13 protein-coding genes are annotated in these 14,779 nt (G+C 45.7%); 6 read left to right on the top strand and 7 right to left on the bottom strand.

Annotated features, from left to right (window positions below; genetic code table 11):
* Positions 1-6 precede the first annotated feature (6 nt).
* From JAO78_RS09215 to metB, 5 genes are all read right to left on the bottom strand, one after another.
* Positions 7-921: an ornithine carbamoyltransferase gene (locus tag JAO78_RS09215; protein ID WP_226751056.1), complete on the bottom strand. Its 915-nt coding sequence runs from the start codon at positions 919-921 to the stop codon at positions 7-9.
* A 63-nt stretch (positions 922-984) separates the two neighbouring features.
* Positions 985-1,749, bottom strand: a complete 765-nt coding sequence (gene argB / locus JAO78_RS09210; RefSeq protein WP_226751055.1) for an acetylglutamate kinase — start codon at positions 1,747-1,749, stop codon at positions 985-987.
* Positions 1,746-2,774: an N-acetyl-gamma-glutamyl-phosphate reductase gene (gene argC / locus JAO78_RS09205; RefSeq protein WP_226751054.1), complete on the bottom strand. Its 1,029-nt coding sequence runs from the start codon at positions 2,772-2,774 to the stop codon at positions 1,746-1,748. The genes argB and argC overlap by 4 nt, the downstream gene beginning before the upstream one ends.
* Positions 2,775-2,896: 122 nt before the next feature.
* Entirely contained in the window at positions 2,897-5,800 is a 2,904-nt protein-coding gene (locus tag JAO78_RS09200) for a ligand-binding sensor domain-containing protein (protein WP_226751053.1), read from the bottom strand.
* Positions 5,801-6,063: 263 nt separating this feature from the next.
* Complete coding sequence (gene metB, locus JAO78_RS09195; RefSeq protein ID WP_226751052.1) at positions 6,064-7,236, bottom strand: cystathionine gamma-synthase; 1,173 nt, start codon at positions 7,234-7,236, stop codon at positions 6,064-6,066.
* A gap of 177 nt (positions 7,237-7,413) precedes the next feature.
* Between metB and metJ the strand changes: the two genes are divergently transcribed.
* On the top strand, positions 7,414-7,749 hold the full coding sequence (gene metJ / locus JAO78_RS09190; RefSeq protein ID WP_226751051.1) for a met regulon transcriptional regulator MetJ: 336 nt from the start codon (positions 7,414-7,416) through the stop codon (positions 7,747-7,749).
* A gap of 41 nt (positions 7,750-7,790) precedes the next feature.
* On the opposite strand, the gene JAO78_RS09185 is transcribed toward metJ, so the two are convergent.
* A complete protein-coding gene (locus tag JAO78_RS09185; RefSeq protein ID WP_226751050.1) occupies positions 7,791-9,032 on the bottom strand; it encodes a malic enzyme-like NAD(P)-binding protein in 1,242 nt (413 codons plus the stop codon).
* 88 nt (positions 9,033-9,120) lie between these two features.
* Here JAO78_RS09185 and JAO78_RS09180 point away from each other — a divergent pair, with 88 nt between their 5' ends.
* Both JAO78_RS09180 and JAO78_RS09175 read left to right on the top strand, forming a co-directional pair.
* Entirely contained in the window at positions 9,121-9,312 is a 192-nt protein-coding gene (locus JAO78_RS09180; protein ID WP_226751049.1) for a hypothetical protein, read from the top strand.
* Positions 9,313-9,413: 101 nt separating this feature from the next.
* Positions 9,414-10,313, top strand: coding sequence for a tetratricopeptide repeat protein (locus tag JAO78_RS09175; RefSeq protein ID WP_226751048.1), 900 nt, complete (start codon positions 9,414-9,416; stop codon positions 10,311-10,313).
* Positions 10,314-10,543: 230 nt separating this feature from the next.
* On the opposite strand, the gene rpmE is transcribed toward JAO78_RS09175, so the two are convergent.
* A complete protein-coding gene (gene rpmE / locus JAO78_RS09170; RefSeq protein WP_226751047.1) occupies positions 10,544-10,756 on the bottom strand; it encodes a 50S ribosomal protein L31 in 213 nt (70 codons plus the stop codon).
* A 212-nt stretch (positions 10,757-10,968) separates the two neighbouring features.
* Between rpmE and priA the strand changes: the two genes are divergently transcribed.
* The 3 genes from priA (at position 10,969) to hslV (ending at position 14,771) form a co-directional block, all read left to right on the top strand.
* On the top strand, positions 10,969-13,143 hold the full coding sequence (priA, locus tag JAO78_RS09165; RefSeq protein ID WP_226751046.1) for a primosomal protein N': 2,175 nt from the start codon (positions 10,969-10,971) through the stop codon (positions 13,141-13,143).
* Between the two features lie 482 nt (positions 13,144-13,625).
* On the top strand, positions 13,626-14,195 hold the full coding sequence (locus JAO78_RS09160; protein ID WP_226751045.1) for an SPOR domain-containing protein: 570 nt from the start codon (positions 13,626-13,628) through the stop codon (positions 14,193-14,195).
* A 57-nt stretch (positions 14,196-14,252) separates the two neighbouring features.
* Positions 14,253-14,771: an ATP-dependent protease subunit HslV gene (gene hslV, locus JAO78_RS09155; protein WP_226751044.1), complete on the top strand. Its 519-nt coding sequence runs from the start codon at positions 14,253-14,255 to the stop codon at positions 14,769-14,771.
* The last annotated feature ends 8 nt before the right edge of the window (positions 14,772-14,779 follow it).

Here is a 14,779-nt window from a genome sequence, read left to right as displayed (position 1 = left end):
TCAACCTCAACTAAATAAACTGACTAAAACGGCATTTTGTGCATGCATGCGGTTTTCCGCTTGCTGCAATGCCAAAGAATGTTCACTGTCTAACACTTCACTGGTCACTTCGTGGCCACGATGTGCAGGTAAACAGTGCATAAAATGTTTTACCGCTAAACGCTGCATCACTGCAGTATTGATCTGATAGGGTGAAAAAATTTCAGTAATTAACGCAGGATCAGAACGGGTACCCATTGATAACCAAGTATCGGTATAGATCGCATCAGCACCGGCCGCAGAAGAAACATGCTGGCTCAATGTTAACTTGGCGCCACTGCGCTGCGCGATTTCTTGCGCTTTTAATAATACATGCGCATCAGGGCCAAAACCTTGTGGTGTGACCACCGTTAAGTCCATCCCCATGATCGCAGCACCTAACATTAAAGATTGGCAAACATTATTACCATCGCCCACATAGGCTAAGTGTACTTGAGATAAATCGCCGTATTGCTCTTTTAATGTCAATAAATCGGCTAAGGCTTGGCAAGGGTGATAAATATCACTTAGAGCATTGATAACCGGTTTTTTACTGCTTAAGGCTAAACGCACTAAGGTTTTCTGTGAGTAAACACGCGCCACAATAGCATCGGTCCAGCATGCTAAGTTACTGCCGAAGTCTTCAACCGATTCACGCTCACCCATAGCGCCATTTTGCAAATCAAGATAGACACTATGGCCACCTAATTTGTGAATACCCACATCAAAGCTTACGCGGGTGCGTAACGAGGGCTTTTCAAACAGCAAAGCAATACTGCGCCCCTGCAAAGCATGTCGGTAATTGTTAGGTGATTGTTTGATATCTAAGGCGAGATCAAGCAGAGCAGACAATTGTTGTTGATCCAGTTCAGCTAAACATAGCAGCTGGGTTAATTTACTCATAGCACACGCGTTATCCGCTAAGCGGTATCCTTACTCAATGGCGCCAAGCAATGGCGCCGCTAATTAATACAAAATACAGGTGCCGACAGGCTTATCCTGCATCAAATTCATCAAATCGGCTGGATTTTGCCAGCCCGCGACCACAATATTGCTTTGCAACGCAGCCGCTGTTTCTAAAGCAGCATCTAGCTTCACTTTCATGCCGCCTTTAATCACACCCTCAAGCACTAAGTTACTGGCTTGTTCGGCAGAAAGTTCGTTAATTAACTGCATATTGGCATCGAGAATTCCCGGAACGTCAGTCAATAACACCAATTGGCCTTTCACTAGCTGGCAAATCGCCGCTGCGGCTAAATCGGCATTCACATTTAACAACTGACCATCGGCGGCAATGCCAATCGAGCTAAATACGGGGGTATAGCCTTGGGTTAATAACAACTCAATTAAAGTCGCATCAGCGGGTTTAACAATACCTACCGCACCAAGGCGCGTATTCACGGTGAATTGACAGGCATTACCCGCGGATAAATTTAAGCCAACAGGCAACAAACCTTGCAACATGGCACGGCTGACCATTTCAGCATTTACCGCGCCATCTAAAGCACCAGTTATCACAGGCATTTGTTCTGCTGGTGATACCCGTTGCCCATCAATTTTTTCTGTGACAAAACCAAACTTGCTCAGCCATTGATCAACCTGATCGCCACCACCGTGTACTAAAATGACCGGCCGTTGCTGCTTAATGTTGGCACATACCGCTAATAAGGCATCTAACGCTTGCCTGTCTTGCAGTAAGCGGCCACCCATTTTTAATACTAGCGGTTTCATAGGTTGGCTCCTGCTAATAAACCCGCTGTCTCAGGTTTACCAAAACGAACATTCGCCGCCTGCATCGCTTGCGCGGCAGCGCCTTTTAATAAGTTATCAATGGCTGACATAATGACTAATTGCTCGCCATCTTGCTGCCAATACAAATCACAGAACGGTGTACCCGCCACATCGGCAACATTAGGAGAGTTCTTAGTAAAACGGATTAACGGCTTACTGGCATAAGCATGCTGAAAAGCTGCCGCAACTTGCTCAGCGCTCACGCCGGCTTTTAACGTGACAACGCAGGTTGCTAAAATGCCGCGCTTAAAATTACCCAGATGAGGGGTAAACACCACTTTGCGTCCCAGATTTTGTTCAATCTCTGGGCGATGCCGGTGTTTAAAGAAACCATAAGCATTTAAACCGACTTCACAAAATGAAGTACTTAAGCTGGCTTTGCGGCCAGCACCCGAGACACCACTTGTGGCACTGATCACCGGAATGCAGTCTTTAGTTACTAAATCCGCTTTTAGCAGCGGTAATAACGCCAACGTACAAGCGGTAGGATAACAGCCAGGAACAGAGACTAGATCACCCAATGGAGTCGTTTGCCATTCCATTAATGAATACACCGCTTGGGCCAATAACTCAGGATGTTGATGAGCGTAACCATAGTATTTCGGGTATAAGTCAGCTTGCTTTAAACGAAAGGCACCCGATAAATCGACTACCGCAATGCCTTTTGCTAACAACAGCGGGGCAATAGCTTCACTGGCTTCATGTGGCAACGCCAAAAACGCTACCTGCACATCTAACGTCTCTACGCGCTCATCGGTCCAAGGCTCAACCAAAATATCGACTTGTTGCTGAAAACGAGGATATAACTGGGCGAAAGGTTCACTACTGCGACCGGCCGATGCAAAAGCATAGCTCAGTTCAAAATAGGGGTTAGCGCATAGCAAAGCACATAGCTCAGCACCACTGTATCCCGCCGCACCGAGTACGGCACTGCGAATTTTAATGTTTTGTTGTTCAACGGACATGGAAAACTCTTAAAAAGAAAAACTAGGCTACAAGTTATAGCACAATATGGCGCCTAGTGTAGAACGAAGGATATGCACAATCAAGAATTATTATGCTGTTTTTTTGAATTAATACCCAATATTTAACGCGTATTGTCCGCTAAGGCTAAGCGATTACGCCCTAATTTTTTCGCGTTATACAAGGCTTTATCGGCACTGACTAATAGCTGGGGTAATTCCAACTTATTATTCGTGGTTAAACCAATACTTATTGTGATATGCAAATCAGCAGCTAGATCAGTGAAGTTAAGTTTTTCTACTTTATGACGAAGGCGTTCACACACCTCTGAAGCATCCTGTAATGAGGTATCAGGTAACAACACCACAAACTCCTCGCCGCCCCAACGTGCAAGCATATCAACCGTCCGGCATTGCTGTTTTAACACTTCAGCCAAACGTTTCAGTACTTCATCACCTACCGCATGCGACAGTTGATCATTAACCCGCTTAAAATGATCAACATCTATTAATGCCAGACATAAAGTGGTGTTATTCCGCTGCGCGCGTTGATACTCATGCTGCAATTCTTCATCAAAAGCTCGGCGATTAGCCAAACCGGTTAAGGCATCTTGTCTTGCGAGCAATTGCAATTCGGTTGTTTGCTCTGCGACTAATTTACGCAAACGTTGTTCAGTGTGTCTTAAACTCGACATACGCCAACGCACCGCAATAATACTGAGTGTGGTGAGTAACAAGATAATGGCGAATTTAAACCACCAACGCTGCCAGAGATGTGGTAGTAGCGTAAAGGTATAGACAGCTTCTTGCTTGCTCCACTCACCGTCGGGATAACTGGCACTCACTAAAAAGCGATATTCACCTGGTGGTAAGTTAGTGTACTCGGCGGTAATGGCGGTGCCACGCGCCACCCAATCACGATCAAAACCGACTAACTTAGTGCGATACTGAATTCGCCCTGACATCACAAAGCCCAAGCCAGCGTAACTAATTTCCAATCGATTGCTGCCTGCTATAAGATTAACTGGAGAACCTAAGGGTAAAGCTTGGCCATCAACATGTACTTTTTCAATAACTACTGGCGGAGCAATTTCAGCAAATTGCTGTAAACGCTCAGGCTGAACCCGGGTGACTCCCATCGATGTGGCAAACCACACCGAGCCATCATGGTGAAGTGCACCCGCTTTAGCCGAGCCGCCATTGGCTTGCGAACTGATCATGCCATCGCTTTCGCCATAAAGTTCGACACTTAATGAACTACGCTTACCGGCTAAAAGCGCCAGGGCATGGCTGCGATTTAACCTTAAAATGCCCCTATTACTGCTGATCCAAAAAGAACCTTGCTGGTCTTGAACTAACTCAAATATTTTATCAAACGGCATGCCTTGCGCTCGGCCAATAATCTGTATGTCATTGCTGGCTAGATGATAGGCCATCAGGCCTCGATCCGTGGTTATCCATAAAATGTTTACCGGGGCATCATAGGTCATTCCAAAGGCATAGTGTGCATCATCGTATGCCGCTATATTTAGTGTTCTCAGTTGCTCGTTTTCATAAACGGCCACACCATTGCCGGTGCCAATAAAAATTCGCTGATCGGGTGTTTGAAACAGCGAGACAACAAAAGAACTGGGTAAACCATCTGCAACGCCTAAACTTAAAATACCATCATCCTTTATAAGACTAACACCATTAGACGTGCCTACCCACATTTGACCGTTGCCCAGAGGTAGGATGGCTCGAACTTCATTGGCTGGTAAACCGTTCCCGGTATCATAATGGCGTCGGATCTGATCATATTGCAGTTCAATTAAACCATCGGCATAGGTGCCCACTAACACCGTTTGATCGGGTCCTTCCGCTAGACTTAACACCGACTGCCCGACACTGACTGCCGTTAAATCAATAATACTGAACGCACCATTACAAATACGAGTTAAACCGCGGCTGCTACCAACATACATACAGCCATTAGAATGCGATAACAGAGCACGGGTATAATTTCCGGCTAATCCGACTTCGGTAGTCATGGTATTAAAAGGCGCATCTCTTAAACGAAAAATGCCGCCATTTGTTCCAACCCACAAATTACCTTCTTTGTCTTTTAACAAAGCTAAAATACGATTATTGGGTAAGCCCTGCCGCATATCTAAAGATTCAGTAATACCGTTATGTAAGCGTAATAAGCCTCTATCTATAGTGCCAATCCATAGAATGTCTGAGTTCTCCTGCAATATGGCCGACACCGGAACATTATCTAATAAAGTTAATGGCTTAGATTGACTTGGCTGTGCCAGGTAAAGGCCACGTTCTGTGCCCACTAGTAACGCTGCTTGATGATTTAATTCCAATGCAAATATCGGTACGCCATTAAATTCGTCTGCAGCAACCGGTTGAATTTGCAATTGTGCATCTAAGTAAACCAATCCATTCGCGGTGCCAACCCACAGTAAGCCGTTGGCATCTTGTTGCAAACTGTGAATTTGGAGAGAGGGTAATCCATCGTCAAGCGTAAAATGTGTGCGTTTACCGGTGGCATCTTGCATGTAAAGCCCCTGCCCCTCGGTAGCAACCCATAATCGATCTTGATTATCCATAAACAAACGATTAATCAATTCACCAAAAGGGGGAAAAGCTTGCCATTGCCCATCTTGTACTTTAACCAACCCGCCACGTGCACCACCTATCCACAAAACATTATGTTTATCCAAATGAAAAGTACGCACGCCGACATCTGGCAAACCGGTTTGGGGGTTACGATCAAAAATGCGAAATTCGCGACCGTTATACCGTGCAACGCCTTCCCAAGTGCCAAACCACATATAGCCATCCGGCGTTTGAGTAATAGCATTAATAGTGTTGTGCGGTAAGCCGGATCGAGTGTTGAGCGTTTCTTTAAAATAATTATCTAAGCTAGGAATATGCTTTGCAGCAGAAGCCGCTGCCGTATTAAAAAATACAGTACACAACAAAAAGCAGAAAAAATGATAAACATGTCGCCGATGCCGACACAGGCCCGATAAAAGCATGCAGAAGTCCAATTCCTTGGCTGTAGCGTTAGCGCTTAGCTACTAATGTACTTTAGATTAACCGAATTTAATTAACAATGCCAAGCGTGTTACCTGCTTAAGGAACTTGATTTTACGGTATAAAGAAACCAACAAACACGAACTAAAATAAAGAAATCATTAAGTTAATGAATTTCAGATATTAGCGAGAGCTCACATATTATTAAAAAATAACTTCGGCAACAAGCATTAAATCATCTGTTGCCTAAGCTAGATGAGTTGTTTTAGTCAGCTAAACGCTGAGCTACCACGTTTAGCGCTTGTTGCAAATCAGCACGTAAATCTGCCACATCTTCAATGCCTATTGATAAACGCACTAAGGTGGCAGCAATACCCGCTCGCTGCTGCGCCGCCGCATCCATCGAAGCATGCGTCATTGAAGCAGGATGACAGATTAAACTTTCAGTGCCTCCCAGTGACTGTGCCAAAGTAAAATACTCTAGAGCATTGAAAAAATCTTTTAACAATGCCGCAGGAGCGTTCAACTCAAAACTACACATCGCCCCAAAACCCAATTGCTGTTCTTTAGCAATCTGATGCCCAGGATGACTTGTCAGCCCGGGATAATACACTTTAGCAACTAAAGGATGCGCCGCTAAAAAATCGACCACTGCAGCCGTATTTTCTTGTTGCAGCTTTAAGCGCAAGTTTAACGTTCTTAAGCCTCGCAAGGTAAGATAGGCATCAAATGCTCCACCGGTTAAGCCTAAACAGTTTCCCCACCATTTTAATTCTTCGCCAACCGCCAGATCCTTAGCAATCACGGCACCGCCGATAATGTCAGAGTGGCCATTAATAAATTTCGTCGTCGAGTGTATGACTAAATCTGCACCTAAGGAGAGGGGCTGCTGTAATACTGGCGATAAAAAGGTGTTATCCACCACCACTTTGGCTTTGAGGCTGGCCGCTAACTGACAAACCGCTCGCACATCAGTAATTTGCAGTAATGGGTTACTCGGTGTTTCTAACCAAATCATGCTGGCTTGGCTTAACCGTAATTGCTCGGCCCAATCGGCATCTTGAAAATTGATAATGTGTAATTTAAAAGCCTGCTTCTTTTGCGCCAAATTGGTAAATAATCGATAACTACCACCATAACAATCATGCGGGATCACTAAGGTGTCAGAGGGTGTTAGTAATTGCAGTGCTAACAAACAAGCTGACATACCAGTATTGGTGATAATCGCTTTAGCACCGCCTTCGAGTTCGGCTAACGCCTCCCCTAATACATCGCGGGTAGGGTTATTTGAACGTGAATAATCATAAGGACCTGGCTGCCCTAATGCCGGAAGTTGATAAGTTGAAGTGAGGTAAATCGGTGGTGTCACTGCACCAAAGGCGGTATCTTCCGCAATACCCGCTCGAGCAACGATAGTCGCTGGATGACGCTTGGTCATAATACGCCCTTTTGGATGTTTAGATGTCCAAAAAGTATAATGCGTTAACACTGGAAGTCAAACCATTTAGCCGTCTATAATGTTTATTTGTTGCACAGTGTTTGACTGTAACAGAGAAAACAGTAGAATTTCGCACTTGCGCGAGCAATTTCTCTCGACCAATAACAAGGGACCCTTATGGCTAAGTGGAATGGTGAGTATGCTCACCCTTACGCGGAACACGGTAAAAAATCAGAACAAGTTAAAAAGATTACCGTATCGATCCCGCTGAATGTTTTAAAAGTGCTAACTGACGAACGCACTCGCCGCCAAGTGAACAACTTACGGCATGCGACAAATAGTGAGTTATTGTGCGAAGCCTTTTTGCACGCCTTTACTGGCCAGCCATTACCGGCTGATGACGATCTACGTAAAGATAATCCGCATCAAATTCCTGCTGAAGTTCGGCAGATTTTGACCAGCATGGGTAAACCCATCCCAGTCATCATTGAAGCAGAAAACGACGAAGAATAAAAAAACCGCCAATAGGCGGTTTTTTTTATAAGCGGCTCAGCTTACTTATAGTAATTATCAGGCAGTGGTAAACGAGCAACGCCAGAGTTTACCGCGGCTTCCGCCACAGCACGTGCCACTCGAGGTAACAATCTCGGATCCATCGGTTTTGGAATAATGTAAGATTTACCAAACTCTAAAGCTGATACATCAGCCGCCGCCAAAACTTCGGCTGGCACCGGCTCTTTAGCAATTGAGCGGATCGCTTCTACTGCTGCAAGTTTCATTGCGTCATTGATTTCACTGGCACGTACATCTAAAGCACCACGGAAAATAAACGGGAAGCACAAAACATTATTCACTTGATTAGGGTAATCAGAGCGACCTGTTGCCATGATCAGATCTTGTCGAGCCGCGTGCGCGAGCTCAGGCTTAATTTCCGGATCAGGGTTTGAACAAGCAAAAATAACAGGCTTATCTGCCATTAACATTAAAGCTTCTGCTGGCAACACATCGGGGCCCGATACACCAACAAAAACATCCGCCCCTTGTAAAGCATCTTCTAAAGTCCGTTTATCGGTATTATTGGCAAATAACGATTTATATTGGTTTAAATCTTCGCGCCGAGCATGGATCACCCCTTTGGTATCCAACATATAGATATGCTCACGCATGGCACCGCATTTAATTAATAACTCCATGCAAGCAATAGCCGCAGCACCCGCACCCATACAAACGATAATGGCGTGTTTAATATCCTTACCTTGGATTTCTAACGCATTAAGCATACCGGCAGCAGTGACTATTGCTGTACCATGCTGATCATCATGAAACACCGGGATGTTGCAGCGTTTGATTAACTCTTTCTCTATTTCAAAACATTCTGGCGCTTTAATATCTTCTAAATTAATACCACCAAAGGTATCGGCAATATTGGCAACCGTCGTTATAAACTCTTCCGTTGTGCGATGTGACACTTCAATGTCAATCGAATCTAAGTTGGCAAAGCGTTTAAACAACAAGGCTTTACCTTCCATCACCGGTTTTGATGCTAAATGCCCCAGATTGCCCAAACCTAAAATCGCAGTACCGTTAGAAATCACAGCGACTAAGTTACCTTTAGCGGTATATTTATAAACATTGTCTGGATCAGCAGCAATTTCACGAACGGGCTCCGCCACACCTGGGCTGTAAGCTAGCGCAAGATCGCGGACGGTTTCAGCCGGTTTGCTAATTTCAATACTAATTTTTCCTGGGCGGGGTTCGGCATGGTAGCGAAGTGCCTGTTCTCTGAAATCTGTCATTCTAATTGTCCTGGAGTAAGGTAAGCGGCGACAGGCTGCAATTATGCTTATTATTGTTTTACAGCAAGCCAGATGAAGGCTCATTTTAATGAGCTCTTTAATAGAAAAACACCAATTTGTTGCTGGACCTACCAGCCTAAGCAAGTATGACCACCTTCTTGTTGATATTTTCTTCTCTTCTTATAGCAAGAAATGCGCTAGCCATAAAGAAGCCTATACACTTAAAACCCAATCTCTTGCTGAGTATTTATATGTTGAACTAGTTACCACCAAAATTTAACATAAACAAAACAAATCACTATTAATTTTAGCGACATCCCTTGACCGTCATTAAAATATCACTACAATATCTGGTAAATATTTAGTTAATGAGGTTATGCCATGCGCCTTTTATCGATCTCTGCACTTATTCTCGTAAGTAGCATCAGTATTAGCCTGCCCGCCACTGCACAAAATGCCGGAAACAATGAGCAAATATGCACTGAAACTGACTGCACAAAAGAGCTGCGTAAATTGATGCGACTGGCTCGAGCAGGTAGCGGCGATGCCGCGGCGATCGTTGCCATGTCTTATGCGACAGGCGATGGTTTAGAACAGAATACCAGTCAAGCATTACGCTATCTTCGCCAAGGTGTACGCCAGCGCAACCCCATGTCAGTTTACTTGATGTCAGATTGGTTACGAAATGGCTTTGTTATTGAGCAAGATATCGCAGAAGCAGACCGGTTATTAGAACAAGCCATCTCTTTAAATTATGCTCCAGCCCAATATGCAAAAGCAGTAACATTGTTGCAAACTGAAGATCCAACGCAAATCGAGCAAGCTGTGGTATTACTCGAGCAAGCGTCAGAACAAAAGTTAGCAACGTCAATGCTGTTACTGGGCCAACTTAAACAACATGGTATTGGCACTGAAAAAGATCTCGTTGCGGCGGCGGAGTTGTTTAAACGCTTAGTGTTAACTGGGCAAACCCAAGCCAAACCTTATTTAGCGGAAGTCAGCGCTGAACTAGCAGCAAGCAATGAACATGCAGAATTAGTAAAAGATTTACAGCAAGTTGAAAACATTGAGGTCATCCGCGTGACGGGGCAGCAAATTCAAATGAACAACATGCTTGCCGGTTTAGTCAAACGGTTAAATTCTTCAGGGCTTTATGATAGCCGCTCTGTCGGTAGTCGTATTCGCGGAGTCAGTTGTGAGCAAAGCGGCAGCAACTGCGCCAGTATTAAACCAGACAGCTCTTCCTCTTCAATCAACCAAGTGTTATCAGGTGGTCAATAACCGGTTGTTTGAATTTGCTGTACCATCGTTTTAGCCATAGGTTGTTCCCACTTAACGCTATGTCTTAGCTAGCATGCTGAGCATGGCGTTTTTTTATTGTGCTACAACCATCGCCATGAAAACCCTACCGCTATGCTCAGTACAGATTAATACTAATGTGCACATGCAGCGTATTTTGAAGCAAAAAAAACCGGAGCCTAAGCTCCGGTTTTTTTTCGTTCGGTAATCGATTAACGATTGCCCAGAACAGAGAAACGTTTTTTGAAGCGATCTACACGACCACCTACGTCTAACACTTTTTGCTTACCAGTATAAAACGGGTGACATGCTGAACATACGTCCAAGTGGATGTCTTTGCAAAGTGCAGAGCGAGTTTTGAATGCATTACCGCAAGTACAAGTAGCAGTAATTTCTTTGTATTCTGGATGGATACCTGGTTTCATGGGTTACCTCGTTAGGCCGTATCGCTATCTGGTCACAATTTTTGGCGCCAGACACCATACGCAATTACAGTTAATTTAGGGCGCGTAGCTTAATTGATAGGCAAACAAGTTGCAACCTGCCCGCGGCAAAAAAACACTATTTTTGTTTTACTTGGCAAGCCGGATATCGATCCTTAAACTAACAATCCCTTTGCTTTGTTGTGGAAACCATAGTGACCGTTATTCGAGTGGCTCTGCCCGTCCCGTTACGCCAACATTTTGATTATCTGTTGCCTGAAAACAGCAGTGTAACAGTGGGGTGTCGGGTACAAGTGCCATTTGGTCAACGTCAGTTAATTGGGATTGTTTGGCAAATTGATCCGGATAGTCCTTTTGAACACTGCCAACTCAAAGCAGTAAGTCACATTTTAGAAGACGCTCCGGTGATCTCCGGCACCCTACGCCTTTTATTAAGCTTTGCAGCGGAATACTATCACCATCCGTTAGGTGAAGTGCTGACCGCAGCCCTTCCTGCGTTATTGCGTGAAGGCCGACAACTGCGCGATTATGCCCTAACCGGCTATCGATTAACGGCGGCAGGCGAAGCAGCACAAAGTAGTGATTTTAAGCGTTCGGCGAAGCAACTTGCCTTGTGGCAAACGCTGCAAACCAGCCCTTTAGCTGAAGATACACTACTGCAACAGCATCATCGCAGCACACTGAAACAACTGATAGATAAAGGCATGGTTGTTGCTGAAACACTAGAGCGTCAACCTTACGCCTATCAAGGTTTAGCACAAACACCCTTACAACTGACAGTTGACCAGGCTATTGCTGTGAGTGCGGTGCAGCAAGCTTACGGAAAGTTTCAGCCGTTCTTGTTAGAAGGTGTCACCGGCTCGGGTAAAACCGAAGTGTATTTGCAATGCATTGCGCCTCTATTAGCCCGTGGCGAACAAGTCTTATTGTTGCTACCTGAAATTGGTTTAACGCCGCAAACACTTCAACGTTTTGTACAGCGTTTTAATGTGCCCGTTTTAGCTTGGCACTCTAACCTCAGCGATGGCGAACGTTTGTCATGCTGGCTACAAGCGGCAAGTGGCAGTGCTGCGATTGTCATTGGCACGCGCTCGGCGCTGTTTTTACCGTTTCGACAACTCAGTTTAATTATTATTGATGAAGAGCATGATTTATCTTTAAAGCAGCAAGATGGCTTTCGCTATCATGCGCGTGATCTGGCGATTAAACGCGGCTCATTAGAAGGCTGCCCTGTGTTGCTTGGCTCTGCCACCCCCAGTTTAGAATCTTTATATAATTGCCAACAAAAACGCTATGTGCATTTAGAACTGCAACATCGCGCTACAGGGCAAAGCTTACCGCCATTCGAGTTAATTGATTTAAAACAGCAACAATTGCAGTTCGGCTTAGCCGATAGCAGTATTAAACAAATCCGCGGCCAGTTAGCCCGTGGTAAGCAAGTGATGTTATTTTTGAATCGCCGCGGTTTTGCCCCCGCGCTTAGCTGTCAAGATTGCGGCTGGCTGACCGAATGTAAACGTTGCAGCACCTTTACCACTTATCATAAACATAGTCGCCAATTATTATGTCACCATTGCGGCGCCAGCCGCCCTATTCCTAGACAATGCGGCTCTTGTGGCAGTGCTCGATTAGCGCCAGTTGGCCAAGGTACTGAACAGTTAGAAGAACATTTGCAGCAGTTGTTTGCAGATACACCCGTAACCCGCTTAGACCGCGATAGTACAAGGCGAAAAGGTGCTTTAGGGGAGTTGCTCAAGGATATTAATCAAGCTGGGCCACGCCTAATTTTAGGTACGCAAATGCTGGCGAAAGGCCACCACTTTCCTTTTGTGACTTTGGTGGTAATTGTTGATGTAGATGGCGCCTTATACAGCGCAGACTTTCGTGCGCCAGAACAATTAGCTCAACTGCTGACACAGGTCGCTGGCCGCGCAGGTCGAGGCAATGACAAAGGTAAGGTATTACTGCAAACACAGCATCCTGAACATGCCCTGCTGCAAGATATTATTCAAAACGGTTATGCGGCTTTTGCACGCAGTGCCCTGCTCGAACGCCAACAAACCACCTTACCGCCCTATCAGCACTTGGCATTATTTCGTGCCGAAGCCCTGCAAAGTGACTTATGCCAGCAGTGGTTACAACAGGTCGCAGAGCTTTGCCAAGCCTATAACGGTTTACAGCGGCTAGGGCCGTTATTATCGCCTTTAGAGCGCAAAGCGGGTAAGTATCGCTGGCAGTTGCATTTGTACAGCCAAAATAGACCGCTATTGCATCATGCCTTAGGGCACATCTTGCCAGAAATCACACGTTGGCCGCTGAGCCGTAAAGTAAAATGGCAGCTCGATGTGGATGCGCTGGATCTGAGCTAAGTACATAGGGCTTGTTGACGTTTGATGGTTGTTTTTGCAGCTGAGTGACTGCCATTTATACAAGGTAGAGCTTGTGCCGTGTAGTTATTCTACATAAACAAGCGACCCGTTTGTATGGAACAAACGGGAACAGCTCTGCTGGCCGAAGGCGAAATATAGGAATATTTCGTATAACGCAGTAGAAATGGCAGCCACACGCTGCCCGAAGGGTTTGTATGGCGATGCTTTGCTCTTTGTGGCCTACATGGATGTAGGTCAGGGGCGAGAGCAGGACGCGGTAGCTTCACTTGTCGTTTATTTAGAATAACAAACCGGGTACCGCGTACTGCACTCCTCGTTTCGCGATCAAAACATCGCCAAACGAACAAAATCTAAACAGCAAACGTCAACAAGCCCTAGGCAGAGTGATAGCTCTATTTCATTTTTTACTATTCAAGGTAGAATAGCCGCTGTTGTAATCAGTAGGTAATCAAACAGTCACTATGCCACAAAAAGATTATGTGCGCGCCAGTCGCCCGAAACCGGCCAGCAAGACCAAAGGCAAAGCCCGCCCAGCACGCGGCGCCAAAGCGCAAGCTGCCTCACAAAAACCTTGGATATTAATCGGCTTGGTGCTCTGTGTCTTATTGGCTTTTGTTTACGGTTTGTGGTTTTTACGCCAACAAGCTCCGGTGGTAACGCCGCCTGAAGCACCCGCTCCGGCTGTTACCGTGAAAAAAGATGAATTGCCTCCCAAGCCCGTAGCTGAGCCTTATCAATATATTGAAGAGCTTAAAAATAAAGAAGTGACCGTCGAAGTGACAGAGCAGCGTCGCAGTGGTCCGGCGCAACTGCAATGCGGCTCATTTAGACAGCAAACCCAAGCCGAAGCCATGAAAGCGCAAATCGCCTTTGCGGGCATTACCGCCGATGTGCGCCGCACCGAAGGTACTAATGGCGTGTGGTTTCGGGTAGTGCTGGGCCCTTATGAGTCTCGTCGTGCTGCCACCGTTGATATGAATCGGTTACGGCAAATGGGTATTAATACCTGTCAGGTGCGTAACTGGGCTTGAAAAGCTAACGCCTAAACCCTATCTATGCCCTAAGTTAATTCGCCATAGGGCATATTCATGACAACTATCGTATCTGTTCGACGCAATGGTCACGTCGCCATCGGCGGTGATGGCCAGGTGTCACTGGGCAACACCGTAATGAAAGGTAACGCCCGTAAAGTTCGCCGTCTTTACCATAATAAAGTCTTGGCAGGTTTTGCCGGCGGTACCGCTGACGCCTTCACCTTATTTGAACGCTTTGAAGCCAAACTTGACATGCACCAAGGCCATTTAATGCGCGCGGCCGTTGAGTTAGCAAAAGATTGGCGTACCGATCGCATGCTGCGCAAACTCGAAGCGTTACTGGCCGTAGCCGATGCCAACACCTCTTTGATCATTACGGGTAACGGCGACGTGATCCAGCCAGAACACGATCTCATCGCCATTGGCAGTGGCGGCCCTTTTGCGCAAGCGGCGGCGACAGCCCTGCTACAAAATTCTGATCTAGGCGCGCGTGACATCGTTGAAAAAAGCCTAAAAATTGCCGGTGATATTTGTGTCTATACCAATCACCATCACACCATTGAAGAATTATAAGCGGAACA

This window comes from Alishewanella maricola, from assembly GCF_016343785.1.
Classification (GTDB): Bacteria; Pseudomonadota; Gammaproteobacteria; order Enterobacterales; family Alteromonadaceae; genus Alishewanella; species Alishewanella maricola.
Note: the sequence above shows the minus strand (reverse complement) of the source record. Positions and strands in the feature narration are given on the sequence as shown.